Source organism: Mesoflavibacter sp. CH_XMU1422-2, from assembly GCF_037029245.1.
Lineage (GTDB): Bacteria > Bacteroidota > Bacteroidia > Flavobacteriales > Flavobacteriaceae > Mesoflavibacter > Mesoflavibacter zeaxanthinifaciens.
This window is the reverse complement of the sequence record NZ_JAYMEE010000059.1, coordinates 23498-46996: the sequence shown is the minus strand read 5'-3', so window position 1 is coordinate 46996 and position 23499 is coordinate 23498. Positions and strand designations below refer to the sequence as shown.

The 23499-nt window shown below is 30.8% G+C and carries 22 protein-coding genes; 10 read left to right on the top strand and 12 right to left on the bottom strand.

Annotated elements, in window-relative coordinates:
- The first annotated feature begins 1 nt into the window (after window position 1).
- Window positions 2–268, top strand: a complete 267-nt coding sequence (locus WA340_RS07755) for an acyl-CoA-binding protein (RefSeq protein ID WP_027880356.1) — start codon at window positions 2–4, stop codon at window positions 266–268.
- A 6-nt stretch (window positions 269–274) separates the two neighbouring features.
- A complete protein-coding gene (locus WA340_RS07750; RefSeq protein ID WP_336128309.1) occupies window positions 275–622 on the top strand; it encodes an SdpI family protein in 348 nt (115 codons plus the stop codon).
- On the opposite strand, the gene pafA is transcribed toward WA340_RS07750, so the two are convergent.
- Window positions 619–2283 carry an alkaline phosphatase PafA gene (gene pafA / locus WA340_RS07745; RefSeq protein WP_336128308.1) on the bottom strand — a complete coding sequence of 555 codons (1665 nt, stop codon included), beginning with the start codon at window positions 2281–2283 and terminating at the stop codon, window positions 619–621. The genes WA340_RS07750 and pafA overlap by 4 nt on opposite strands.
- A 109-nt stretch (window positions 2284–2392) precedes the next feature.
- Here pafA and WA340_RS07740 point away from each other — a divergent pair, with 109 nt between their 5' ends.
- Together WA340_RS07740 and WA340_RS07735 are read left to right on the top strand one after the other, a co-directional pair.
- Complete coding sequence (locus WA340_RS07740; RefSeq protein ID WP_027880353.1) at window positions 2393–3130, top strand: MlaE family ABC transporter permease; 738 nt, start codon at window positions 2393–2395, stop codon at window positions 3128–3130.
- Window positions 3130–3897 carry an ABC transporter ATP-binding protein gene (locus WA340_RS07735; protein WP_027880352.1) on the top strand — a complete coding sequence of 256 codons (768 nt, stop codon included), beginning with the start codon at window positions 3130–3132 and terminating at the stop codon, window positions 3895–3897. Before WA340_RS07740 ends, WA340_RS07735 begins: the two co-directional genes overlap by 1 nt.
- Here the strand turns inward: WA340_RS07735 and WA340_RS07730 are convergent.
- Genes WA340_RS07730 through WA340_RS07720 form a run of 3 tightly spaced genes read right to left on the bottom strand, consistent with a single transcriptional unit; the run spans window position 3894 to window position 7073 of the window.
- Window positions 3894–5372: a DUF389 domain-containing protein gene (locus WA340_RS07730; protein ID WP_336128306.1), complete on the bottom strand. Its 1479-nt coding sequence runs from the start codon at window positions 5370–5372 to the stop codon at window positions 3894–3896. The two genes, WA340_RS07735 and WA340_RS07730, sit on opposite strands and share 4 nt — an antisense overlap.
- 14 nt (window positions 5373–5386) lie before the next feature.
- Window positions 5387–6469 carry a mannose-1-phosphate guanylyltransferase gene (locus WA340_RS07725; protein ID WP_336128304.1) on the bottom strand — a complete coding sequence of 361 codons (1083 nt, stop codon included), beginning with the start codon at window positions 6467–6469 and terminating at the stop codon, window positions 5387–5389.
- A 4-nt stretch (window positions 6470–6473) separates the two neighbouring features.
- Window positions 6474–7073: a SprT-like domain-containing protein gene (locus tag WA340_RS07720; RefSeq protein ID WP_027880349.1), complete on the bottom strand. Its 600-nt coding sequence runs from the start codon at window positions 7071–7073 to the stop codon at window positions 6474–6476.
- Window positions 7074–7235: 162 nt separating this feature from the next.
- Between WA340_RS07720 and WA340_RS07715 the strand changes: the two genes are divergently transcribed.
- Window positions 7236–7835, top strand: coding sequence for an NAD(P)H-dependent oxidoreductase (locus tag WA340_RS07715; RefSeq protein WP_336128302.1), 600 nt, complete (start codon window positions 7236–7238; stop codon window positions 7833–7835).
- A gap of 55 nt (window positions 7836–7890) precedes the next feature.
- On the opposite strand, the gene WA340_RS07710 is transcribed toward WA340_RS07715, so the two are convergent.
- The 3 genes from WA340_RS07710 to WA340_RS07700 all read right to left on the bottom strand — a co-directional run bounded on the left by WA340_RS07710 (window position 7891) and on the right by WA340_RS07700 (window position 10444).
- On the bottom strand, window positions 7891–8484 hold the full coding sequence (locus WA340_RS07710) for a porin family protein (RefSeq protein ID WP_336128300.1): 594 nt from the start codon (window positions 8482–8484) through the stop codon (window positions 7891–7893).
- Between the two features lie 26 nt (window positions 8485–8510).
- On the bottom strand, window positions 8511–9284 hold the full coding sequence (locus WA340_RS07705) for a membrane metalloprotease (protein WP_336128299.1): 774 nt from the start codon (window positions 9282–9284) through the stop codon (window positions 8511–8513).
- 107 nt (window positions 9285–9391) lie between these two features.
- Window positions 9392–10444, bottom strand: coding sequence for a hypothetical protein (locus tag WA340_RS07700; RefSeq protein WP_336128298.1), 1053 nt, complete (start codon window positions 10442–10444; stop codon window positions 9392–9394).
- A 313-nt stretch (window positions 10445–10757) separates the two neighbouring features.
- Here WA340_RS07700 and WA340_RS07695 point away from each other — a divergent pair, with 313 nt between their 5' ends.
- From WA340_RS07695 to WA340_RS07685, 3 genes are read left to right on the top strand one after another with little or no spacing between them, the layout of a single operon-like run.
- Window positions 10758–11273 (top strand): RNA polymerase sigma factor, encoded by a 516-nt coding sequence (locus tag WA340_RS07695; RefSeq protein ID WP_336128297.1) that lies wholly within the window; start codon window positions 10758–10760, stop codon window positions 11271–11273.
- A 39-nt stretch (window positions 11274–11312) separates the two neighbouring features.
- Window positions 11313–12230 carry a FecR family protein gene (locus WA340_RS07690; RefSeq protein ID WP_336128296.1) on the top strand — a complete coding sequence of 306 codons (918 nt, stop codon included), beginning with the start codon at window positions 11313–11315 and terminating at the stop codon, window positions 12228–12230.
- Entirely contained in the window at window positions 12217–14751 is a 2535-nt protein-coding gene (locus tag WA340_RS07685) for a TonB-dependent receptor (RefSeq protein WP_336128295.1), read from the top strand. Before WA340_RS07690 ends, WA340_RS07685 begins: the two co-directional genes overlap by 14 nt.
- Window positions 14752–14803: 52 nt before the next feature.
- Here WA340_RS07685 and argS read toward each other — a convergent pair whose 3' ends face one another.
- Window positions 14804–16588: an arginine--tRNA ligase gene (argS, locus tag WA340_RS07680; protein ID WP_336128294.1), complete on the bottom strand. Its 1785-nt coding sequence runs from the start codon at window positions 16586–16588 to the stop codon at window positions 14804–14806.
- Between the two features lie 311 nt (window positions 16589–16899).
- On the opposite strand from argS, the gene WA340_RS07675 reads away from it, so the two are divergent.
- Window positions 16900–19032 carry a tetratricopeptide repeat-containing sensor histidine kinase gene (locus tag WA340_RS07675; RefSeq protein ID WP_336128293.1) on the top strand — a complete coding sequence of 711 codons (2133 nt, stop codon included), beginning with the start codon at window positions 16900–16902 and terminating at the stop codon, window positions 19030–19032.
- On the opposite strand, the gene ctlX is transcribed toward WA340_RS07675, so the two are convergent.
- On the bottom strand, window positions 18965–19897 hold the full coding sequence (ctlX, locus tag WA340_RS07670) for a citrulline utilization hydrolase CtlX (RefSeq protein WP_304145607.1): 933 nt from the start codon (window positions 19895–19897) through the stop codon (window positions 18965–18967). The two genes, WA340_RS07675 and ctlX, sit on opposite strands and share 68 nt — an antisense overlap.
- Before the next feature lie 74 nt (window positions 19898–19971).
- A complete protein-coding gene (locus WA340_RS07665; RefSeq protein ID WP_304145610.1) occupies window positions 19972–20526 on the bottom strand; it encodes a thioredoxin family protein in 555 nt (184 codons plus the stop codon).
- Window positions 20527–20642: 116 nt separating this feature from the next.
- On the opposite strand from WA340_RS07665, the gene WA340_RS07660 reads away from it, so the two are divergent.
- Entirely contained in the window at window positions 20643–21068 is a 426-nt protein-coding gene (locus WA340_RS07660) for a hypothetical protein (RefSeq protein ID WP_304145612.1), read from the top strand.
- Window positions 21069–21071: 3 nt separating this feature from the next.
- On the opposite strand, the gene WA340_RS07655 is transcribed toward WA340_RS07660, so the two are convergent.
- Together WA340_RS07655 and WA340_RS07650 are read right to left on the bottom strand one after the other, a co-directional pair.
- Window positions 21072–21752 carry an SDR family NAD(P)-dependent oxidoreductase gene (locus WA340_RS07655; RefSeq protein WP_336128291.1) on the bottom strand — a complete coding sequence of 227 codons (681 nt, stop codon included), beginning with the start codon at window positions 21750–21752 and terminating at the stop codon, window positions 21072–21074.
- A gap of 92 nt (window positions 21753–21844) precedes the next feature.
- Window positions 21845–23497 (bottom strand): pyruvate dehydrogenase complex dihydrolipoamide acetyltransferase, encoded by a 1653-nt coding sequence (locus WA340_RS07650; protein ID WP_336128290.1) that lies wholly within the window; start codon window positions 23495–23497, stop codon window positions 21845–21847.
- Window positions 23498–23499 lie beyond the last annotated feature (2 nt).

Sequence of the window (23499 nt, the reverse complement as noted above, 5' to 3'; positions counted from 1 at the left end):
GATGACTTCCGAAGAACTTGAAAAAGCCTTTCAAGAGGCTGTAGCACAAATCAATAAACACAAGGAACCTTTTCCTGCAGATTTCTTGTTACGTCTCTACGCTTATTACAAAAGAGCTACTAATGACTATGGAAGCCCGAGCAGCAAAAAGCAAATAATTAATGCTTTTAAGACTAATGCATTGTTTCAAACAAAAAATATTTCTGCAAACGAAGCTAAGCAGAAATACATTGACTTAGTTAACAATTATTTCTTATACAGAAAATAAATAACTATGAATTTTCTTGTAGAAAACTTACTTTTTACAAGTTTTTTAAGCGGAATCATTTTTATGATTACAGGTTTTGTAATGTTCAAATTCCCGCCTAAAAACATCAATATGCTTTATGGATACAGAACAACTCGTTCTATGAAAAATCAAGAACAATGGGATTTTTCACAAAAATATTCAGCTAAACTTTTAATGTTTTGCGGTGTTTTTTTAATCTTGATAAGCAACATTTCATTAATAATTACAATAAACAATAAAGCCAAACTTTTTATTAGCTTGGCTTTAATATTTGGCTCTGTAATCTTTTTATTTTTTAAGACAGAAAACGAGCTTAAAAAACGTTTTCATTAATTTTTTAAAACAAATTCTAGTGGTTTACCGGTTGCTCCGTTTGGAAACGTTATACCCAATAAAGCAGAAATTGTTGGTGCTATATCTGGTATAGTTGTATATGCAGTTGTGTTTCCTTTTGTAATACCATTACCATAAAAAATTAAAGGTACGTGTGTATCATAATTTAAAGGAGAACCATGTGTTGATCCTGTTTTACTATACTGTATTACTGCTGGATCTAAAACAAATAACACATCTCCTGATCGTTTTTGATTGTATCCATTTTGCAATAAATTTTCAATACCTTTTGTGTATTGAGTATTACTCATTGAAGTCGCTGTATATGCTTTATATACATTTGGATAATTAATAATTTGATTCACTATTCCTTGTTGAACTTTTTCTAAATCTAAACCATATCCAATTATTTTTTCTCTATCTAAAAATATTTGTTGGTTACTTATATTTTTTATCCAAGCAGATAATTTATAATCTTCAACAACCAAGTCTTTTAAATAAGCTTCAAAAGCTGCACCATCAAAATAACCTGCTGGTATTTTTACACTTTCTAGATATGCTGGCACATTTACTGCTCCATGATCTGCTGTTAAAAACACCGTGTAATTTTCTTTGCCCACTTTCGCGTCAAGCGTATTTAATAATTGTTCAATTTCTTTATCTAACCTTATATATGTATCTTCTATTTCTTTACTATTTACACCAAAGTTATGCCCAATATAATCTGTGCTAGAATAACTTACTGTTAACACATCTGTATAATTATCTTTACCCAATTGCTCTCCTATTAAAGCTGCTATTGCAAAGTCTGTTACAATACTATTTCCGTAAGGTGTTGCTTTTATAATATTATAATTTCCGTTTGTTTCACTTAATGCTTTTAAATCATAAGGAAATGTTGCTGTGTCTTTTCCTCTAAATCCGCCTTCAAAATCGTTTAAATCACTTCCACTTTCTGTATATGTTTCTATATCATAAAAAGTATTCCATTCTGTTAAATATTTTTCGGCTGGATTTGTTGCGTTAAAATCTTTGACCCATTGTGGTAAAGTTTCAAAATAGTAACTACTTGAAATAAAATGACCTTGGTCTTTCCCATGAAACCAATATGCTGCATTTGCGCTATGTCCTGCTGGCAAAATTGCGCCACGATCTTTTATAGATATGCCTATTGTTTTTCCATTCATTTGAGTAAACAATCTATTCTCATCTGCAAAAGTTGTAGTTTTCATTCTGTGTGGAGACATTTGTCCTGCTTTATCCATAGTCCCAACAGATTGCACAGTTGTATCTCCTGCACAATACACAAAACTATCACTAAACTTGTCGTACCAATTATTAGCTATAATCCCGTGATTTTTTGGTGTTGTACCTGTATAAACAGATGCGTGTCCTGGACCTGTATAGGTTGGCACATAATTAAAGTGATTATTTTTACAGTTAAAACCTTGATTTATTAATCTTAAAAATCCGCCATTTCCATATTTATTTTCAAATCTTGTTAAGTACTCATATCTCATTTGATCAACTACAATTCCTACCACTAGTTTTGGTTTTTCTGTAGGTTGAACATTAGTTTCTGTTGAAGTTGAAATAGCTTCTTTTTGAGATTGGCAAGCAAATAATAAAAATACAATGCAGATTGAAAGTAATGGTCTCATATAATTTAATAAATTTAGATTGCAAAAATACAGTTTTTAAGACATCTAATTTGAAATTAAGGTTAATAAGCTGTTAGAATTTTATATTTTAGCAGTAATAAAAATTGATATGTTATACCTTCATTATTTAGGCACTTACTTTTTGATGATTGCTGAAATGTTTAAAAAACCAACCAAATGGTCGGTTATGAAGCAATTAATCTTAAAAGAAATAGACGATTTAATTATTGGCTCTTTAGGTATTGTTGCTTTTATTTCGTTTTTTGTTGGAGGTGTTGTTACGATACAAACAGCTTTAAACATAGACAATCCATTAATCCCAAAAAACCTAGTTGGATTTGCCACAAGACAATCTATTATTTTAGAGTTTGCACCAACATTTATGTCGATTATTATGGCTGGTAAAGTTGGATCCTTTATTACTTCAAGCATAGGTACAATGCGTGTTACAGAACAAATAGACGCATTAGAAGTTATGGGTATAAACAGTTTAAATTATTTAGTATTTCCTAAGTTTATTTCGTTAATGCTTTACCCTTTTGTTATTTCTATTTCAATGTTTTTAGGTATTCTTGGCGGACTTGCTGCTTGTGTATATGGCGGTTACGCAAGTATGGGCGACTATATAGAAGGTGTACAATTAGACTTTACTCCTTTTCATATGGCGTATGCGTTTATAAAAACATTAATCTTTGCTTTTATTTTAGCCACAGTACCGTCGTATCATGGTTATTATATGAAAGGAGGAGCTTTAGAAGTTGGTAAAGCTAGTACAACATCTTTTGTATGGACTAGTGTTGTAATTATCGTACTAAACTATTTATTAACTCAGTTACTTTTAAGCTAATGATAGAGGTTAAAAATTTACATAAATCATTTGGCGATGCTCACATTCTAAAAGGAATTAACACCGCTTTTGAAAAAGGAAAAACAAACCTTATTATTGGTCAAAGTGGATCTGGTAAAACTGTATTTTTAAAATGTTTACTTGGGCTTTTCAACTATGAACAAGGAAGTATTGCTTATGATGGTAAAATATTTTCGAAATTAAGTGAAGATGAAAAGCGAGATATTAGAGCACAGATAGGAATGGTATTTCAAGGAAGTGCGCTTTTTGATTCTATGACAATTGAAGAAAACGTAATGTTTCCTTTAAAAATGTTTACTAAGCAAAGTAAAAGTGAAATGCAAGATCGTGTAGACTTTGTTTTAAAGCGAGTTAATCTAGCAGATGCACATAAAAAAATGCCTAGTGAAGCATCTGGAGGAATGCAAAAACGAGTTGCTATTGCACGCGCAATTGTAAATAAACCTAAGTATCTTTTTTGTGACGAACCTAACTCTGGATTAGACCCAAAAACATCTATAGTCATCGATGATTTAATTAAAGAAATTACCGAAGAGTATCAAATAACTACTGTTATTAACTCGCATGACATGAACTCGGTTATGCAAATTGGTGAAAAAATTGTCTTTTTAAAAAATGGTTATAAAGAATGGGAAGGTTCTCGTTATGATATTTTTAAAACAGACAATAAAGCTGTTACCGACTTTGTTTACTCTTCAGAGTTATTTAAAAAAGTGCGTCAAATGTATTTAGAAGAGCGTGGTTAATTTACTCTTCTAATTACTAGCGTATCTACATCTAGCTTAAATTTCAACCACTTATACAGTTTAGCTTTTTCCTTTTCTACTTGATTGTTATTGACTAAAGAATCATTCCATTTAACTTCAAAAACAGACAAGGTATCTATTGTTTTAAAGTTACTTTTTACAACTTTAGAGTAAGCTATTTCTTCAACATTTTCATAATTAATATTAATTTCTTCAGTAAGAGATTTAAACGGGATTTGATCTTTCTCTAACAATGATAATTGTCTTACTTTATTTTCTAAAATAGTTATTTTTTGTTGTTGTGTTAAAAGGTCTAAAGAATCACGCGTGCGTAACTCTTCCATATATTCTAAGTTATTAACCTGCCTATTTTTGGTTTGATTGATTAATAGTTTAGTGTTATTTAAAAAACGATAGGCTTGCAAACGCTCTTCTAATACTTTTTGTGTTTCTTCAGAAATAACATCTGTTCCAAAAGTAGTTAATTCGATACTAGAATCTCCCGTTTCAGAATAATTGATAGAAGCGTATTTTTTTATATAATTGGAGTTTGGCAGTGCCTTTAATTCATTATTTACGTAATTCTTAGCATCAATAGTAAATTGACTTTCTCTTAAAACACTTAAAAACGTAAAAACAGCAGGTATCATTACAATTATAGCTACTAAGGATGCTATTCTTGCAATACGTTTTCTTTTTGCAGAATTTGCATATTTAAGCATTGGAAAACGCAAAATTTTAAGCACTAAAAATGTTGCCAATGCAATAAATATGGTATTAATTGTAAATAAGTACATGGCTTGACCAAAGTATTTCCAATTAGCTTTTGCTAATCCATACCCTGCTGTACATAATGGAGGCATTAATGCAGTTGCGATAGCCACTCCAAAAATAACAGAAGCTATAGTTCCTCTTTTGGTACGTGCTATAATTAAAGCTAAACCACCAAAAAAGGCAATTAATACATCTCGAATATCAGGTTGCACACGACCTAAAAGCTCTGAAGTATCTTCACTTAAAGGGAAAAATCTAAAGAATAGAAAAGCTGTTAATAAACTTAGCACAATCATAATTGCTAAATTTATCAATGAGCGTTTTAAAGTATCTATATCATTAATTGCAATAGATAAACCAACACCTAAAATTGGTCCCATAAGTGGAGAGATTAACATGGCGCCAATAACTACAGCTGTACTATTTGCATTTAACCCTATAGAAGCCACAAATATTGAACACACTAAAATCCAGGCTGTTGCTCCTTTAAAAGGAATATCGTTTTTTATAGCCTCTATTGTAGCGTCTCGATCGGTATCTTCTCTAAAATCTAAAAGTTCTTGCAAAAAGGTTTTTATACTTTTAAACAAACCTTCTGCATCTTTTTTTACAGCTTCTTTTTTTTGGTCGACAGTTTCTTTTTGTTTGTCTTCTTCAGAGAAGTTAAACTTGTTTTCTTTAGGATTATTGGTTGTATTCATTCAGAAATTAATAATTATCCGTAGTGCTCACCAAAAGTGTTTTTTACATTTTGAAGCACTTTTTTAATGTCTTGTTCTTTTGTTTTAGGAAAGATAAGCAAAACTTCGTCTTTATCAACAATTATATAATCGTTTAATCCATCTACAACAACAACTTTTTCTTTAGCTGTTCTAATCATATTTCCTGAAGCATCTTCTACTAAAGTTTTTGCATTAACAACAGCGTTTTGGTTGTGATCTTTATCTAGTTTATCATATAAACTTCCCCAAGTCCCAAGGTCATTCCAATCAAAAGTTGCTGGTATTACATATACGTTTTTGGAAGATTCCATTATGGCATAATCAACCGAGATGTTTTCTGCTTTAGCATAATTTTCTTCTATAAATTCTGATTCTGCATCTGTATTGTATAGCTCCATTCCTTTACTAAAATGCTGAAATAATTCAGGTTGATTATTCTTGAAAGCGTTAATTACAGATGAAGCACTCCACATAAATATACCTGCATTCCAAAGAAAATTTCCTTGTGCTAAAAACTGTTTTGCAGTATCGTAATCTGGTTTTTCTCTAAATTGAATAACTTCGCTTATATTTTCTTCAGAATCATTACCGAATTCTATATAACCGTATCCTGTATTAGGAAAGGTTGGTTTTATACCCAAGGTCATTAACGCATCGTTTTGCTCACAAAACTGAAAGGCTTGCTGTACATTTTGCGTAAATGCAGTTTCATCTTCAATCCAATGATCACTAGGTGCCACAATCATGACTGCATCTGGATTTAGTTTTTGTATTTTTAACGAAGCATACAAAATACAAGGTGCTGTATTACGCATTGCTGGTTCTAAAACCACTTGTTTTTGCTTAACTTCTGGTAACTGTTGTAGGACTAAATCATTATATTTTTCATTAGTCAGAATAAAAATATTTTCAGTTGGAATTAACTTGTTTAATCGCTGAAATGTTTTTTGCAGTAATGTATCTCCTGTCCCCAACATGTCATGAAACTGTTTTGGAAAACTCTCTGTACTTACTGGCCAAAACCTTGACCCTACACCACCAGCCATTAAAATGGCGTAATAATTTTTGTTTTGCATTTTGTTAATTATTTATTACAGTTACCTCTGCATTTGCATTAAACAGATATATTTTACCTGTTGAAACTTCTACACATTCAAAACGTGTACGGCGCTTTTTTAATTTTCTAAAAACTTTTCCGTTATATATTTTAAATGTACTTTGTAAAGGTATCTCAAATATAAAGGTTTTATTAGTATTTGCGTCAAACTGCTTTAATGCGTAGGCCAATTGCACATCTGTGTCGCTAGATGCTTTTGGATTTTTAAAATGATTAGCTAGAATTGGTAAAATCTCAGACGGAAAGACATCTGGGTTTAAAAAAGGTAACATCAAGTATTGAAAGGTCTTCTTCCACTCTATCCCATGTGGCTTAATCGTTTTACCATAAGTTTTATAAGCTTCTAGATGAGCAACTTCATGTACCAAAGTAATTAAAAACCGATATTTATTTAAACTACCGTTTACTGTAATTTGATGCTTACCATTTGGTAATTTACGATAATCACCGTGACGTGTTTTTCGTTCTTTTTTTATTAATACTGTTAAATTTTCGTGCTCTAAAAGCTTTAAAACATTTGGTAATGCAGTATCTGGAATATAATTAGAAATGATGTGTTTCATCACAGCAAAATTAAATAAACTTTACCACTTCAATTCAGGGTTATCTTATATAATTATTAACATTACTTGAAGTTTAATGCTAATCATTTCATAAAATACCATTTGTATTTTGCTTACACACTTAGCTATTTTTAAATTTAAGTGAATCAATAAAAATAAACTATGAGTTTTTTAGAAGCAATGCAGGAGCGTTACAGTACAAAAAAATATAACGCATCAAAAAAAATAAAGGAAGAAGACATTCAGTCATTAAAAGAAATTCTAAGATTAAGTCCTTCTTCTATAAATAGTCAACCTTGGAAGTTTACATTTGTAAGAGATCAAAAAACCAAAGAAAAATTATCTAAAGTATCGTGGATCAATACAGAAAAAGTGTTGGATTGCGACACTTTAATAGTTTTAAGCAGAATAGACAATTTAGAGGTTTTTGAAAATCAAATTAAAGAAGAATTGCCAGAAGCTGCTGTTAATTATTACAATGAAACCATAAAACAAAAACCAGAGTCTTATATTAAATCCTGGTTTGACAAACAAGTCTATTTATCTTTGGGGATACTTTTAAGTGCTTGTGCAGAAATGGGTATTGACTCTACACCAATGGAAGGTCTTAACCCTGAAGATTATGATAAAATTTTAGAACTTGACAATTATGCTACTTTAGTAGCTGTTGCAATAGGATATAGAGATGAAGATGATCATAATCAACCTAGTAAAAAACCTAAATCTAGATTAAATCTTGATGACGTTGTACAAACTTTATAAATCAAAAAACCGCTTTTTTACAAAGCGGTTTTTCTTTTCCCTTATTCCTCAGTGATTAAAAACCGAAAGCTACTGAGAATTGCCAAACACGGTTTTTTGGTTCGCCATCGTCATAAATATCTCCTAAACCTAAGTGATAACGTACGCCTAAACTAACACCAGAATCTGTTTTAATTCCGGCACCAAAATTAGCGCCATAATCTATATTATTAGGATCAAACTCTTGCTCTGTATCAAATAAATTAAAATTACTATCGTAAGTCTCTTTATGCGATATTGCAAAACCTAATTGTGGACCAGCCTCTAAATAAAAATTAGAAACCGGATAAATCTTTAATACTAAAGGCATGTTTATATAGTTAAGCTTTTGTGTAAACGTGCTATTATTATCTTCTATTTGATAACCTTGTTGAGAGTATAATAATTCTAATTGAAGTGCTACTACACTTGATAAATAAGACTCGCCAAATACACCAACATGAAATCCGCTTCTTTGTCCTGTTTCTCCTTCGCCATCATAACTTACAGCAGCTAAATTATATCCTCCTTTTATACCTGCTATAGATTTACTTTTTGTATCTGTATCTTGAGCATTTGATGTAAATATTACTCCAAAAACTAGTGCTATTGTAATTAGTAAATTTTTCATTATTATCTTTTTTAGTTTGTTGTTAATTATTTTCCGCCGTTAGCTTGCAAATCTGCAATACATTGGCTGTCTAATTGTGGTGCTGTACTTACACCAATTAAATTTTCCATTCCCGATCCTGTTTCGGCAGACCAAAACATTAAGCAATCTTCGTTATTACAATGTTTAGGATGATCTGCATCCTCGTGATTGGTTTGCATTGCTGCACCTAAATTTGTTAATCCTAAAATATGACCAAATTCATGTGTAATTACAGTAGTTTCTAAAACATCTCTATTGGCTTCAAAAGCACTATCGCTGTAGCTATGCAAGGTTTCTTCATAAATTATAAAAGAGGTATTACGATACGCTGTACCTAACACAACACCATTTGCAGTATTGTTAGCAGATTGTCCATCTGCAAAAAATGCCCAAACTGCTATTTGACCTTCGGTGTTATATTTAGTTCTATTAGCATTTTCTATATCAATAATATCTTGTGTTGTATAAGGCGACATTCCTGGAGAAACTATTGATCTGGTAACTACTGTAATTCCGTTTGGTTTATATGTTCTTTCTTCTAAAAAGTTTACAAAATTATTAATCGCAGTTTGCGTTGGTTTAAAACCTTCTACATACACTAGCTCTACTACCATGCTACTAAAAACAGCATCTGAAAGTAAGTGGTTAGAAAATGCACCTGTTGGTTGTTGATTAGCGGTCACACCTGTTAACTCTTGATTAGCTTCAGCAGAATCTTCTTTACTGCAAGACAATAAAAGAGTTACTAATAAAATTGGTATTAAAAAATAGTGTTTCATTTTAAATAAGATTTGGGTTTTTAAAAAGAACTACTGCCTTGATAGACAGCAGCTCTTAAGCACATTAATTATACCAACATAATTAACTAACTAACCAACTTTTATTTCTAAATCTGTGTTAAAACTAATGTTATGGCAGCATTAGTAGTACTTTGTAAAGAAATACTAGTATTGTTATAACTTGTAACTTCCCATTGATGATTTAGTAAAGAAAATGAAGTATCTCCTTCAAAATTTAATTCTAAATATACTTCTGTTTGCGAAGTCACTTGATATGTTCCTTGTACGTCTTGCACGGTTGTGTTAATTATATTTTCTGCAACTAATGTCATGTCGTTTGCAAAATCTATAGTAAACTCGGCATAATCTGAAGCTGTATCAACACTTGTATCTACAAAAGATTCTATTTGATAAACACCATTTACAAGTAATTGTTCTAATTCATCAGCATTATCTTCTGCTTCTGCTTGAGTTTCTTCAAGACCAAGACAATCATCAATTTGAACTTGCAATTCTAAATCGCTAGCAATTGTAGTTGCTGTATCTCCAGAAACAGTTGCTGTTATTGAATAGTTAACCGCAAATAATGTATCCTCACTTAAATTATTTATATAAGCATATAATTGTTGGTTAGACTCAATAACAACGCTGCCAGTTTGTTCTAAATTTAAATTATAGTTTAAAATTGTAATTGGATAATTTACTTCTACACAAGAGATGGCGTCTTCTGCAATTTGCTCTACAGCTTGACAAGCTTGAGATATCGCATTATATTCTGATTGACTAGTTACAACAAGCTCTGTATAATTACTTAATTGAATAGTTAAGGGAAATTGTAATAGTACCTCATCGTTATCGTCATTAAATTGTGCCATAATATCTATGACTTGTTGATAATCTGCCTCACTAACAATTGTTACTTGCGTACCGTTTACAGTTGCTGTTACTGGCAATAATATAGAAGAACAAGATACGCCATCTAAAAAGTCATCAAAAGATCCATCGTACATAGATACTCGTTCTAAGTTAGATGCTGTTTGAGAATTTGCTGTGTTTGTATTTGGGTTTTCTCCGTTATCGGTATCAATTTCATCTTGACAAGATGTAAAACTGAATAGTGCTAATAATGCAAAAGCTGTAATTAATTTTAAATTTTTCATAGTTTTAATTGTTTAAGTTTATTTTTCTTTTTTAAATCTCTTTCAAAGCAATTTTTTGGGTTTCTATAAGTAAGACAACTTAAAATAATTTTACCCTACCTTAAGTTATTATTAATTTCAAATAAAATATAAAATGAGGCGGTAACAGTAGTTAACAATACTATAATTAAACATACTTCTATAATTTTTATCATTCTGCTAGTTTCCATAAGTTTGGATTTTGGATTATTTACAATTAAGACAACACAAAATAATTTTACCCTACTTTTGTAATTAATTTTTTTAATTTTTAGCTCCAAATTAATTTTAGTTTATGGATAAAAACAAGAGCAATCTTTGTGAAGATTCACAGTTTAACACTTTTTATTTAAAGCACATACAAGCTGCTAGTAATTTTGCATACTACAAATGTGGCAATAGTGATAATGCTTTAGATATTGTACAAGATGCATTTTCTAAAATTTGGGAAAATTGTTCTAAAATAGAATTTGAAAAAGCAAAAACTTATCTATTTACAACAGTAAATAATCTGTTTTTAAATAAAGTAAAACATCAAAAAGTGGTTTTAGAATACGCCAAAGCCACACCTTATATTGATCAAACCAATCAAAACCCAGAATATTTATTAGAAGAAGAGCAATTTAAACAAAAGTTACAACAAGCAATAACTTTATTAACCGATGCTCAAAGAGAAGTTTTTTTATTAAATAGAATTGAAGGAAAAAAATATCGTGAGATTGCAGAACTATTAGATATTTCTCAAAAGGCTGTTGAAAAACGTATGTCTGGCGCGTTAAAAACACTTCGTGAAAAAATTGAAAACATATAAAGGTAGGGTAAAACAACAGTTAATTGTCTTATAATTGAAATGGAAGAAAATAACAACATATTAAAATGGTTTAATAACGATCTTTCTAAATCTGAGAAAGAGTCGTTAAAGCAATCTAAAGCGTTGGATGACACATTACTTAAAATTGAACATTATAGTAAACACTTAAATGCTCCAGAAGTAGATGTTAACAATGCTTTATCGCAATTTAAATCACGACAACTTAAAAAGAAAGACACTAAAGTTAGAGCATTAAATTATAAATTAATTTATCGTGTTGCAGCAATGCTAACCATAATGCTTTGCGCTTCATATTTCATATTTTTTAATAATACTGTTGACTATAAAACTGATATAGCACAAACGCAAAATCTAACATTACCAGACCAATCTGAAGTCATACTAAATGCAAAATCAAAACTTAGTTACAACAAAAAAAATTGGGATAACAATCGTAATTTAGATTTAAAAGGTGAAGCTTATTTTAAAGTAGAAAAAGGACAAAAGTTTACTGTAAACACAAATGCTGGAACAGTTCAAGTATTAGGAACACAATTTAATGTAAAACAAAGAGACAATTATTTTGAAGTCCAATGTTACGAAGGTTTAGTTGCAGTGACAAACCAAAACAACACTGTAAAATTAACACCTGGCAAAACCTTTAGACTTATAAATGGTGTTGTAGAAAATTTAGACGATTTTAATGCCAATGCGCCATCTTGGATCAATGCAGAATCTTCTTTTGTAAAAGTCCCTTTATCTAATGTTATTAAAGAATTAGAAATTCAATATAATATAACCATAGATTATAAAAACATAGATACCAACATGCTGTTTACTGGTGCTTTTACGCACAAGGATAAAAATATTGCATTACAAGCTGTTACAATTCCTTTAAATATAAGCTACAAAATAGATGGTAAAAAAGTAACCTTTTATAAATATGAAGGGAAATAAATACATAACTATTTTAGTTTTTTTATTTAGTTTAACGTGTTTTGCTCAACAAAGCACAATTGCTTTAATAGATTTTATAAAAGCTACCGAAACTAAATTTGATGTAAAATTCTCTTATGCCAATCAAGATGTAGAAGGTGTTTTAATAACAACACCAAAAACCTCATTAGATCTTAATCAAACTATAGATTATTTAAATTCTAATACCAGTTTAGAGTTTAAATCTTTAGATAATAGATACGTAACTGTTTCAACTTCAATAAAAAAAGAAACCATTTGCGGTTATATTTTTAACGCTAAAGACAAACAACCACTTTTTGGTGTAACCATTAGTGTTGTTGGTAAAAACACTGGAGTAATTTCAGATGAAAATGGTTATTTCATTTTAGACAACATCAATAAGGATAACAGCGTAAACATCTCTTATTTAGGATTTAAAACGGAAACTTTAAAAGCGTTTTCGTTATTAAAACCACAAGGTTGCAATTCAATTTATTTAGATGAAAGTGCAGAAACCTTAAACCAAATAATAATCACAAAATTTTTAACCAACGGATTAAAAAAATTAAAAGATGGTAGCTTAATTTTAAGCACTACCAATTTTGGTGTTTTACCTGGATTAACAGAGCCTGATGTTTTACAATCCATACAAGTTTTACCCGGAATAGAAAGTAGTAACGAAAGCATTGCAAATATTAACGTTCGTGGTGGAACAAACGACCAAAACTTAATGCTTTGGGATGGAATAAAAATGTACCATTCTGGTCATTTTTTTGGATTAATTTCTGCTTATAATCCTAACTTAACCAATCAAGTTATTGTTACAAAAAACGGTACAAGCAGCCAATATAGCGATGGTGTTTCTAGTACAATTAACATGCTTACTAAAGATGAATTGTCAGGACAATTTTCTGGAAACGTTGGCGCAAACCTTATTAGCGCAGATGCGTTTTTTAATATTCCTATTACCAAAAAACTAGAACTTTTAATCTCCGGAAGACGTGCATATACAGATGCTTTTAAAACGCCTACGTATACCAATTATTTTAACAGAAGTTTTCAAGACAGTGATATTAATACCAATCAAAATATTGAAAACAGCTCGACAAGCTCAGAGTTTTTCTTCTATGATTATTCTGCAAAACTATTATTCGATTTAAATAGAAACCATAAATTTAGAGCCAATGTTATTGGGATAAAAAACAATTTAGATTATGCTGAAACTATTACAGATAATAACAATCAAAGTAACCAAAAATCTAGTGTTTTATCACAAGACAATTTAGGATTTGGCGCCAATTGGGACGCCAATTGGTCAAGCAAATTTAACACCAAACTGTCTGCATTTTATAGTCAGTATAATGTAAACGCATCGGATTTACGTGAGTCTACCAACCAACTGTTACAACAAGCTAACGAAGTTTTAGAAACTGGTATAAAACTTACTTCTAATTATAAATTAAGTAACCACCTAAACCTTTTAAATGGCTACGAGTTTAATGAAATTGGAATTCTTAATCAAACCTTAGTTAATGCGCCAGCATACGAGCGCACAAAAAAAGATGTTTTATTAAAACATGCTGCTTTTACAGAAGCCGAATTTAATAAAAACAACACCTATTTTAGACTTGGTGTTAGAGCTAATTACTTTCAAAAGTTTGACAAACTTTTAATAGAACCTAGATTAAATATTAGACAGCAACTGTCTAGTAAATTTGCTTTAAAATTAGAAGGTGAATTTAAAAACCAATCGGCAACACAAATAGTCGATTTTCAAGACGATTTTTTAGGCGTAGAAAATAGACGTTGGATTTTAGCAAACAATAGTACAATACCAATTTCTACTAGTAAACAAGCTGCGTTTGGAATAAATTACAAACAAAACAATTTTTATGTAGATGTTACAGGTTTTTATAAACATGTAAACGGGATTACAGCCAGTAATCAAGGGTTTTATAACAATTTTCAATATTTAAATGCTAAGGGAGAATATACCTCTAACGGAATTGAATTTTTAATTAACAAAACCGCAAAACAATATAGTTCTTGGATAAGTTATACGTATAGTACGAATAATTATGATTTTGAAAGTTTTAATCCGTCAACATTTCCTAATAATGTAGATATAAGACATTCTGTTTCTGTTGCTGGTAATTATTCTGTTTTAGATAATTTAGAACTATCTGTTGGAGCAAATTGGCATAGTGGATTGCCATATACTAAACCTATTGAAGATAATCCTACAGTACAAACAGGTAATGATTTTTTTGTTAATTACGATGCGCCAAATGCGCAACAACTTCCTTCGTTTTTTAGATTAGATGCTTCTTTAAATTATCAACCAAATTGGTTTAACGCAGTTAAAACATCTATTAGAATTGGTGTAAGAAATGTGACTAACCAGAAAAACATTATTAATAGATATTACAAAGTTAATCCAGATGACAGTACAGCTGTAATCGAAATTAATAATACATCTTTACCTATTACACCTAACGCCAGTTTAAGAATTAGTTTTTAATAAAAAACGCTTTCAAAAATTGAAAGCGTTTTTTTATAATTCTAAATGTATTTTACATTCGTTCAGGTACATTAATACCTAACAAGCTAAATGCATTTTTTATAGTCTTTGCAACAGCGTTTGATAACTGCACTCTAAAAACTATTTCATTTTTAGTATCTGCTCCCAAAATAGATACATTTTGGTAAAAACTATTAAAGGCTTTTACTAAATCGTAGGTATAATTTGCTATTAAAGCTGGACTGTGTTGTGCTGCTGCTTGCTGAACTGTTTCTGGGAACAATTGTAATTGCTTTATTAATTCGCGTTCCTTTTCATGCAAAGACACTTCATCAGCATCTAGTTTCACAGAAGTATCTACATCAGATTTACGAAGTATAGACTGAATTCTTGCATACGTATATTGAATAAACGGACCAGTATTTCCTTGGAAATCTATAGATTCTTTAGGATCAAAAAGAATTCGTTTTTTAGGATCTACTTTTAAGATATAATACTTTAATGCGCCAAGTCCAATGGTCTTATAAAGTTCTTGCTTTTCTTCTTCGGTATAACCGTCTAACTTTCCTAATTCTTCTGAAATAGATTGCGCAGTCGTTGCCATATCTGCAATTAAATCGTCTGCATCTACAACAGTACCTTCACGACTTTTCATTTTTCCAGATGGCAAATCTACCATTCCGTAACTTAAATGGTATAAGTTTTTAGCCCAATCAAATCCTAATTTTTTAAGGATTAAAAACAATACTTGAAAATGATAGTCTTGCTCATTACCTACGGTGTAAACCATACCACCAACATCAGGAAAATCCTTAATACGCTGTATTGCAGTACCAATATCTTGAGTCATGTAAACAGCTGTGCCATCTGCACGAAGTACGATTTTCTCATCTAAACCATCTTCGGTTAAATCGCACCAAACAGAGCCATCTTCACGTTTATAAAATACACCAGATTTTAGTCCTTCGTTAACAAATTCTTTTCCTAAAAGATAGGTCTGACTTTCATAATATAATTTATCAAAGTCCACACCAAGATTTTTGTAGGTTACATCAAAACCATCATAAACCCAACCATTCATTTTACTCCAAAGCGCTACAACATCTGCATCTCCTGCTTCCCATTTTTTTAGCATTTCTTGAGCTTCAACTAAAATTGGCGCTTCTTTTTTGGCTTCGTCTTCAGTTTTACCTGCAGCTTTTAAAGTTTCAATTTCTTTTTTATACTCTTGATCAAACTTGACGTAATAATTCCCAACTAACTTATCTCCTTTTAAACCTGTAGATTCTGGTGTTTCGTTATTTCCAAACTTTTGCCAAGCCAACATACTTTTACAAATATGTATTCCTCTATCGTTAATAATTTGGGTTTTATATACTTTTTTACCAGAAGCTTTTAAAATTTCAGCCACACTATAACCTAAAAGATTGTTACGTATATGACCTAAATGCAACGGTTTATTAGTGTTAGGCGAAGAATACTCTACCATTACAGCTTTATTTTCTGCAGAAGCGCTATTAAAACCATAATTAGTTTCATCTTTTATAGCATTAAAAAAGTCTACAAAATATGACGCACTAATCTCTAAATTTAAAAAGCCTTTTACAACGTTAAAACCTTCAACTTCATTTACATTTTCAACTAAATAGTTACCTATAGTTTCTCCTATTTGCACTGGATTACCTTTAACTACGCGCAACATAGAGAATACAACAACAGTAATATCTCCAGGAAATTCTTTACGTGTTGCTTGAAATTCTACAGTTTCTAAATCGGCATTAAAATTACTTTTTACTGCACTTTTTATTTGCGTTGTTAAAATGTCTTGAAGATTCATATATACTGAAAAAATTTAAAGCGCAAAGATAGTATTTTTAAGGTTTTAATTGAATTTAACAAAATTTAATTTTACTCAAACCTATCCACAAAAGACTATTTTTTTAGGTCAAAAAAACGAAGTTAACCGTTGGTCTAATTTTTTGGTATTACCTCTTAAAAATTATGTATAACGACTATAATTATTGATTTTTATAGCCATGAAGGAAAAAATCCCTCTACTTTTCTTCATTTTAATTAAACCAAGTTAAGTGTAAGGTTTAAAATAATGGTTTATCGCTTCCGTTATTTTAATATCACTGTGTAAATGAAATGAAGAGACTGTTTGTCTTATTTTTTGTGCTTTTTGTTGGGTCTACAGGTTTTTCTCAAAATGAAGAACTTGATAGCCTAACCATTCAATTAGCTTACCAAAACCCTGACACATCAAAGGTTAATACGTCTATTAGTATTATTAAACTTTTGTTTCAAAGTAAGGATTTTAGTAAAGCTAATAAGTTTATACAACAAAGTGAAAAACTGGCTAACGACCTTGACTACAAAGAAGGTTTAGCTAAAATTGTTTATTACAAAGCTAAAATTTACCAAGAAGAAGGCAGAACAAGTAAAGCGATTAGTACTCTTAAAAATGCCCGTTTATTATTTTCTGAAGTTCAAGACACATTATCTGTTGCAAAAGTAAACAGCAGTTTAAGCGTTTTAGAAATTGAAAACGGCAACTACAAAGAAGGTTTATCTTATGCTCTTTCTTCTATCAATGAACTTGAAAAAAGGAACCGTTTTGACGACTTATCTTCTATTTACAAAAGCTTAGCTAACGCCTACAAAAATTCGGGTAATTTAGACAAAGCCATAACTTACAATCTAAAGCGTCTTAATGCAGACAACCAAAGTAATAATACTAAAAGATTAGTTGAAACCAATAAAGATTTAGGCGATATTTATTCAACTAAAAAGAACTACACACAATCCATAAGTTATTACGAAAGTGCTTTGGGTTACGCAAATTCAACCGACACTAAATTAAGAGCAAGTATTTTACCATATTTAGGTGATGCCTACTTAAAAAAAGACGACTACAAAACGTCTGCTAGATATTTAGTCGAAGCTATTAAGTTAAATCGAGAAGTAGATAACAAGAAGGAAATGGCTATTGCTTTAAATGCTTTAGGCGAATTAAACCTTGTTCAAAACAGACTACAAACCGCAGAAGAACAGTTACTTGAAGCTGCTAACATTGGTAAAATTGCTAATGATGATGTTGCATTAATGGAAAATTATAGGTTAATGAAAACCTTAGATTCTATTAAAGGAAATTTTGAAAGTGCTTTTGTTTGGCAAAGAGAATATCATAAACTAAAAGAAAAATTAGATAGTCAACAAACTAAAGTTACTCCTTTAATTACAGAAGAAGTTGACCAAGAAGCAAATCAAGATACTACATTAATCCCTGATACTACAAACAGTATTAATTCTGTAAGCAAAGATAAGTTTGACAAGTTCAAACTTATCTTTTATGCTTTACTTGCTGCATTTGCTGTTGTACTTACCTTTTTTGTATTGTTTTTAATGAAACGAAACAACAAACTAAAGTACACAAGAGAACTTGAAGCAAAAAACAAAAAGATAGAACTTCAAAATGAAGCTATTTTAGAACAAAGCAAGCATCTAGAAAATATCAATAAAGTTAAAGACAAACTATTTTCTATTGTATCCCATGACTTAAAAGACTCTTTAACCTCTACAAAAGGCTTTATAGATTTATTAAAAGATGGACAACTAAGTCAAGATGAATTTCATAGTCTTTTACCAGAATTAAGTGAAAATGCAAATAATGCGTCTTTACTATTATTTAATTTACTTAACTGGTCTAAGTCACAAATGCAATCTTTAGAACCAAAACCTAGTTTGTTTGATATCCAAGAAGTTTTTGCAGACAAAGTAAAACTTATTGAAAGAAAGCTTGATGCTAAAGGAATACATCTAATAGATAACACACTTAGAGATTTTATTTATGCAGATAGAAGCATGGTAGAAATTGTTATACAAAACCTTTTAGCTAACGCAGTAAAATTCTGTAATAGAGGAGATAGTATCTCTATTTCTAATCAAATTAGCAATGGTAAGTGTATTATTAGTGTTGCAGACACAGGTGTTGGTATTAAAAAAGAAAACGTAAGCAAAATTTTTGGCAATAATACCTTTACCACACGTGGTACTAATAAAGAAAAAGGAACAGGTTTAGGACTAACAATATGTAAAGAGTTAGTCGAATTAAATAAAGGATCTATTTGGGTAGAAAGTATAGTAAATGTTGGAAGCACTTTTTATGTAGAACTACCAAAAAATAAAGTTGAAAATCCTGGTGAGACATTAACTACACCTTCGGTAGAAATACCTCAGCCATCATACACCTCGCGCTTCCGCCACCACAAGTCTCTATAGTTTCTAAATTACTTGATAGTATTGGGCAATGTGCTTCAATCATTTTAATTTGTTCTGGTGTTAAACTTTCATGTGCAGATTGACTCATTACTAAGTATAATTTATCATCTTCACCTTTCACTTGAAGCATGTTTCCAGCAAATTCATGCATTTGGCTTTCAGTAATTTTTATAATTTGTTTACCATCTGCTTCTAAGTGTTTTACTACATTTTTACGTTCTTTTTTATCATCTATTGTGTCTAAACAAATAACAGCAAATGTTTCTGCTAAACACATCATTACGTTAGTATGATATATTGGCAAACGTATACCTTCTACGGTTTGATTAGCCGTAAACACTATTGGTGTAAACTCAAAATCTTCACAAAACTCTATAAACAAACCTTCGTCTGCTCTTGGCGACAATGCACAGTAAGCCTTTCTGTTTGTTCGATCTAATAACAAACTTCCTGTACCTTCTAAAAATACATCTTCGTCTTCAGCTTCTGTATAGTCAATAAAATTATTGATTTTAAAACCTTCTTTTTCTAAACGTAAAAATATTTCTTCCCTTCTTTCTCTTCTTCTATTTTCTGCAAACATTGGATATAAAGCGACATCTCCATTTTCATGAAAACTCACCCAGTTATTAGGGAATATAGAATCTGGTGTATCTTGTTTAATATCATCATCTTCTACAATTACATTTACACCAACATTTCTTAATTTTTCTACAAACGCATCAAACTCTTCTTGTGCTTTAGCATTTACCTCAGCATTTTTTAAATCTATTTCTTCTTGAAAATAGTTATTTACTGCTGTTTGCTCATTCATCCTAAAATTTACTGGACGAATCATTAAAATGGTGTTAGTTGTTTGCTTCATGTTGTTTAGAAAATGATTTTAAATTGAGCGCAAAATTATGATTTTTAAAAGATATTAATTGCCGTTTTAACTAATTATTTCCACTTAATATTACAACCCATTGATGGTAACTGATTTTTTAATGGTGCCTCATTATTTAAGGTTGCGTTGATTGCTGATATTAAATCTTTACCTGTCAAAGGGTTATCGTTTCCTGGTCTGCTATCATCTAATCGTCCATGATAAGTAGATTTTAAATCTTTGTCAAAAACATAAAAATCTGGTGTACATGCTGCATCATAAGCTTTTGCTACATCTTGTGTTGGATCATATAAATAAGGAAACGGATATTTATTTTCTGCAGCAACTTCTTTCATTTTTTCAGGAGCGTCTTGTGGGTAATTTTCAATATCATTACTACTAATAGCAATAAAATTAACGCCTTGACTTTTAAATTGATTAGCTAACTCTACAAGCTTACTATTTACATGAATTACAAAAGGACAATGATTACATATAAACATAATTACTGTTGCTTGTTTTCCTTTTAATTGCTGTAAGTTAAAAGTTTTACCCGTAACTGAATCTTCTAAAGAAAACTCTGGTGCAATTGTATGTAAAGGAAAAGGGTTTGAAGGAGTTAACGCCATGATTTTGTTAATTTTTTATTTATTTTCCAATAATTTATTTTGAACTTTAAATTATATTACTTTTCTTAGGTAAATATTAATGTTTTCCCTAACATTCTAATTGATTAATAGCACATATGAAGTTTTCCCTCTTTCTATTGCTTTTTATGACACTTTCTGTTGTAAAAGCGCAAGACATGTCTAATACGTCTAAGTTTTTAAACGTGACTAGATACAGACTTAAACCAAACGAATTAGCATTACATAAAGATATTAATTCTGATAACGTTTACCTAAAGATTTATAAAAATCACAAAGGAAGTATTATAGAAGATTATAAGTTTTTTAAACCTAAAAAAAATGAAATACTTTTCTTTTATGGTGTTAATAATGAAACTAATAAAACAGAAATGTTTTTTAAAATTCATAACAACTTAAAAGAGGCTTACAAAAACAAAGAGTTTGAAAAACTAATAAAAATTGTAAAAATCTTACAGTATAATATCTTTTATAAGGATAATTTTTCTAGTGCAGATGCATATGCAGCTTTAGAGCGCACCTAATTTTTAAGGTGTCGAGTTTGATACTTGCAATAGTTTACCGTTATAATATTTTTGTCCGTTTAAAGAGAAGTCAGCTATATAATCTGCCATTTCTTTAGCTGTTGTTGGAGCAATATAACCTGGGAAAGCCTCTTCTAACATTTCGGTTTGTACAGCGCCTAAAGCTAATACATTAAAACTTGGTCCAGTTTCTTTAAACTCTTCAGCTAATAATTCGGTTAAAGTAATTACAGCGCCTTTACTAGAACTATACGCTGCTAAACCAGGAAACTTTATACTACCTTGTACTCCACCCATAGAACTTACTGTAACCACATGACTTTCTTTTGCCATAAAAGGAATTACGACTCTTGTCATTTCAGCTACACCAAAAACATTAGTTTTATACACGTATTCGAAATCAGATATAGATGTTTCTACAAAAGGTTTGTTTAACAAAGCTCCAGCATTATTAATAAGTACATCAACCTGCCGCCAATTGGCTTTTATAAAATCTTCAACTTTATGATAATCGTCTTCATTACCTAAATCAAAAGAAAACGAAGTAACATTTTGAAAATTAAGACCAATAACTGGTTGCTCGTTTCTAGATAATGCTAACACATTATAACCTTTTTGCGCAAAGATTTGAACTAATTCAAAACCAATACCTCGACTTGTCCCTGTTATTATTATGTTTTTCATCTTAATTATTTTGGATTATAAAGTTAAAAAAACCTGTTTCAAATAAGATGAAACAGGTTTTTATTTTATTTAGTTTTCGCTTACGCGGAAATTTAAACTAGCATTGTTACAGGATTTTCTATATATCCTTTTAATGTTTGAAGGAATTGCGCTCCTGTAGCTCCATCAACTGTTCTGTGGTCACACGCTAAAGTTAATTTCATTGTGTTACCAGGTACAATCTGACCGTTTTTAACAACAGGTTTTTGTACGATTGCTCCAACAGATAAAATTGCAGAATTAGGCTGATTAATGATAGACGTAAAGCTTTCTATTCCAAACATACCTAAGTTAGAAATAGTGAATGTGCTTCCTTCCATCTCATCTAAAGTTAATTTTTTGTTTCTAGCTCTACCTGCAAAATCTTTTACCGCAGCACCAATTTGAGGTAAAGATTGCTCGTCAGCAAACTTTACAACTGGTACTAGTAAACCATCTTCTACAGCTACTGCCACACCAATGTGTACATGATTGTTTAATTTCATCATATCGTCAAACCACTGAGAGTTTACTTGTGGATGTTGCTTTAATGCCAATGCACAAGCTTTAACAACCATGTCATTAAATGAAATTTTTGTATCTGGTAAAGAGTTGTATTGCGTACGGAATGCTATTGCATTATCCATATCAAACTCTACATTTAAGTAGTAATGCGGTGCTGTAAACTTAGATTTAGCCAAGTTTTTAGCAATTGCTTTACGCATTTGGCTGTTTGGTACTTCATCAAAATCTTCTTGACCTGAAGGTACAAACTTACCAACTTGAGCAGATTGTGCTGCTGGCGTAAAGTTTTCTATATCACGCTTTACAATACGACCGTTTTCTCCAGAACCTTTAACTTGAGATAAGTTAATTCCTTTTTCGTCTGCCATTTTCTTAGCTAATGGAGATACAAATATACGTCCGCCAGAAGCTGTTTGAGTTGGCTGAGCAACAGGTTTAGATTCTGTTTTAGTATCTTGTTTTGGCGTTTCTTTTTTAGGCTCTGGTTTAGACTCTTTTTTAGGAGCTTCTTCTTTTTTAGCTGAAGTATCTCCGCCAGCTTTGAAATTTTTAGCAATACCTGAAACATCTGTTCCTTCTGGTCCTAAAATAGCTAATAAAGCATCTACTTTTGCAGATTCTCCTTCTTCTAAACCAATGTGTAATAACGTACCTGATTGAAACGATTCAAACTCCATTGTTGCTTTATCAGTTTCAATTTCTGCTAAGATATCTCCTTCTTCTACCGCGTCACCAACTTTTTTAAGCCAAGTTGCAACAGTACCTTCTTCCATTGTATCACTTAAACGAGGCATTGTTACTACTGTAACACCTTCTGGTAATTCTTCTGAAGCACTTTCAGTTGAATCATCATTAGAAGTTGTATCGTCTTTAGTAGTATCTTCTTTTTCTTCAGTTTGGTCTTCAGACTTTGTTTCTTCTTTAGCAGAAGATTTTCCGTCTAACAAATCTGAAATATCTTCACCTTCTTCTCCTATAATAGCTAAAAGCTCGTCTACTTTAGTAGTTTCTCCTTCTTGAACACCAATATGTAATAATGTCCCTTCGTAAAAAGACTCAAACTCCATTGTTGCTTTATCGGTTTCAATTTCTGCTAAAATATCACCTTCTTCAACTTTATCACCTACTTTTTTTAACCAAGTTGCGACAGTTCCTTCTTCCATGGTGTCACTCAAACGAGGCATATTTATTACTTCTGCCATAG

Excerpts from the sequence above, each read along its gene's own strand:
- WA340_RS07755 (WP_027880356.1), top strand. The coding sequence starts at position 2 with ATGACTTCCGAAGAACTTGAAAAAGCCTTTCAAGAGGCTGTAGCACAA.
- WA340_RS07750 (WP_336128309.1), top strand. The coding sequence starts at position 275 with ATGAATTTTCTTGTAGAAAACTTACTTTTTACAAGTTTTTTAAGCGGA.
- pafA (WP_336128308.1), bottom strand. The coding sequence starts at position 2,283 with ATGAGACCATTACTTTCAATCTGCATTGTATTTTTATTATTTGCTTGC.
- WA340_RS07740 (WP_027880353.1), top strand. The coding sequence starts at position 2,393 with ATGTTATACCTTCATTATTTAGGCACTTACTTTTTGATGATTGCTGAA.
- WA340_RS07735 (WP_027880352.1), top strand. The coding sequence starts at position 3,130 with ATGATAGAGGTTAAAAATTTACATAAATCATTTGGCGATGCTCACATT.
- WA340_RS07730 (WP_336128306.1), bottom strand. The coding sequence starts at position 5,372 with ATGAATACAACCAATAATCCTAAAGAAAACAAGTTTAACTTCTCTGAA.
- WA340_RS07725 (WP_336128304.1), bottom strand. The coding sequence starts at position 6,469 with ATGCAAAACAAAAATTATTACGCCATTTTAATGGCTGGTGGTGTAGGG.
- WA340_RS07720 (WP_027880349.1), bottom strand. The coding sequence starts at position 7,073 with ATGAAACACATCATTTCTAATTATATTCCAGATACTGCATTACCAAAT.
- WA340_RS07715 (WP_336128302.1), top strand. The coding sequence starts at position 7,236 with ATGAGTTTTTTAGAAGCAATGCAGGAGCGTTACAGTACAAAAAAATAT.
- WA340_RS07710 (WP_336128300.1), bottom strand. The coding sequence starts at position 8,484 with ATGAAAAATTTACTAATTACAATAGCACTAGTTTTTGGAGTAATATTT.
- WA340_RS07705 (WP_336128299.1), bottom strand. The coding sequence starts at position 9,284 with ATGAAACACTATTTTTTAATACCAATTTTATTAGTAACTCTTTTATTG.
- WA340_RS07700 (WP_336128298.1), bottom strand. The coding sequence starts at position 10,444 with ATGAAAAATTTAAAATTAATTACAGCTTTTGCATTATTAGCACTATTC.
- WA340_RS07695 (WP_336128297.1), top strand. The coding sequence starts at position 10,758 with ATGGATAAAAACAAGAGCAATCTTTGTGAAGATTCACAGTTTAACACT.
- WA340_RS07690 (WP_336128296.1), top strand. The coding sequence starts at position 11,313 with ATGGAAGAAAATAACAACATATTAAAATGGTTTAATAACGATCTTTCT.
- WA340_RS07685 (WP_336128295.1), top strand. The coding sequence starts at position 12,217 with ATGAAGGGAAATAAATACATAACTATTTTAGTTTTTTTATTTAGTTTA.
- argS (WP_336128294.1), bottom strand. The coding sequence starts at position 16,588 with ATGAATCTTCAAGACATTTTAACAACGCAAATAAAAAGTGCAGTAAAA.
- WA340_RS07675 (WP_336128293.1), top strand. The coding sequence starts at position 16,900 with ATGAAGAGACTGTTTGTCTTATTTTTTGTGCTTTTTGTTGGGTCTACA.
- ctlX (WP_304145607.1), bottom strand. The coding sequence starts at position 19,897 with ATGAAGCAAACAACTAACACCATTTTAATGATTCGTCCAGTAAATTTT.
- WA340_RS07665 (WP_304145610.1), bottom strand. The coding sequence starts at position 20,526 with ATGGCGTTAACTCCTTCAAACCCTTTTCCTTTACATACAATTGCACCA.
- WA340_RS07660 (WP_304145612.1), top strand. The coding sequence starts at position 20,643 with ATGAAGTTTTCCCTCTTTCTATTGCTTTTTATGACACTTTCTGTTGTA.
- WA340_RS07655 (WP_336128291.1), bottom strand. The coding sequence starts at position 21,752 with ATGAAAAACATAATAATAACAGGGACAAGTCGAGGTATTGGTTTTGAA.
- WA340_RS07650 (WP_336128290.1), bottom strand. The coding sequence starts at position 23,497 with ATGGCAGAAGTAATAAATATGCCTCGTTTGAGTGACACCATGGAAGAA.